The organism is Vibrio sp. 661 (assembly GCF_033339315.1).
GTDB classification, from domain to species: domain Bacteria; phylum Pseudomonadota; class Gammaproteobacteria; order Enterobacterales; family Vibrionaceae; genus Vibrio; species Vibrio alginolyticus.
The window spans coordinates 1-1,406 of record NZ_JAWOUJ010000059.1; the positions used below are offsets into that span (position 1 = coordinate 1).

Sequence of the window (1,406 nt, forward strand, 5' to 3'; positions counted from 1 at the left end):
CATATCGTATTGCTTGGGTGGAACGGGTCGAGAACAATGCACTTGATTCGTATGTTGCAACACGAAGAAGAAGGCAAGCGCCCTATCGTGTTGTGTAGTCGCTCTGATATTGAAAACCCATTGCCGGGTGAGATTCATTTTATCAAAGTGACCAGTTATACCGACGCACAGGAAATGAAGAACGCCAACATTACTGATGCGAGTTGTATCATTGTTGATAATCTTTCGGATGACATTACGCTCTCCGCTGCGCTTTATTGTGCTTCTGTGAATCCTGACGCACACTTGCTGGCTTATTTTAAAGACGACGCTTTAGGTCGATTGCTCAGTCAGCATTGCCCTAAAGCAGAGTGCATTCCTGCCGTAGGAGCAGAAATGTTGGCGAAAGCGGCAGTAGACCCTGGCTCTAGTGCCTTGCACCAAGAATTACTGGCATCCACCCGTGGGATGACACAGTACTCCGTTATTTATCCTGAGAATCAACCTATTACAACCATTGAGAGCATCTTTGGCTTTATCAAAAAGCGTCACCACGCGACGTTGATTGCGTTTGATATCGGCAACGGTATCCAACTCAACCCAGATTTAGATGCGGAAGTGCCACCGGGTACCAAGCTGTTTTACATTGCAGATGAACGTATTGGTGATTTTGCATGGAAAGAAATGAACAAGGAACAATAATGCACATGATTGCCGGCCTGTTAGCAGGTTTTCCAAACTTTTTACTCTACTTCTCAGTATCCATTATTTTTGTTTTGGCGTTTAAGTTCATCTACGTCAAGCTTACGCCTTATGATGAATGGCATCTGATCAAGGAAAAGCAAAATACCGCAGCCGCAGTGGCATTGAGTGGCGCTTTTCTGGGTTATTGTATTGCGATTTCGGGTGCGGCAAAAAACTCAGTCAACATTGTCGACTTTATGGTTTGGGGCGTTGTTGCCATGCTTGCGCAAATCATCGCATTTGCCATCGTGCGTTTCATTTTGCTGCCAAGAGTTACTGAGCGTATCGAAAAAGATGAGCTGCCTGCAGGCATTGTACTTGCGGCGGTTTCTATATCGGTCGGCATGTTGAATGCTGCTTGTATGACGTACTAGGAGGAACGATGAAGCGCAGTTCCAACGTTAAACGTTCTTCCATGGATAAAAGCTTAAAGCTTGGAAAAATCATACCGTTCGCGGCATTTGGCGGAATTTTCTTCCTTGCGACCCAAGAATCAAAGACTGAAGGCTACATTTTTTCTGACGCCGATGAATGTAAATCCAACTCGCCAGAGTTTAGTGAGCAGTGTGATATAGCTTACCAAGAGGCATTGGCTCGTGCTGAACGAAATGCTCCTCGTTATAACAATGAATTCGAATGTGAAAACGACTTTTACGAAGACGATTGTTACTACAGCTCAAGCT

Annotated in this window: 3 protein-coding genes; all 3 read left to right on the top strand. The window is 44.9% G+C overall.

Annotated features, from left to right (window positions below; all coding sequences use genetic code 11):
* On the top strand, positions 1-681 hold a 681-nt coding region (locus R7P69_RS24650), incomplete at its 5' end, for a two pore domain potassium channel family protein (RefSeq protein WP_318121748.1).
* A complete protein-coding gene (locus tag R7P69_RS24655) occupies positions 681-1,097 on the top strand; it encodes a DUF350 domain-containing protein (RefSeq protein WP_005459831.1) in 417 nt (138 codons plus the stop codon). The genes R7P69_RS24650 and R7P69_RS24655, both read left to right, overlap by 1 nt.
* Before the next feature lie 8 nt (positions 1,098-1,105).
* On the top strand, positions 1,106-1,406 hold a 301-nt coding region (locus tag R7P69_RS24660; protein WP_318121749.1), incomplete at its 3' end, for a DUF1190 domain-containing protein.

What these genes read in the sequence shown, in the direction of transcription:
- R7P69_RS24655 (WP_005459831.1), top strand. Translation starts at nt 681, where the DNA reads ATGCACATGATTGCCGGCCTGTTAGCAGGTTTTCCAAACTTTTTACTC.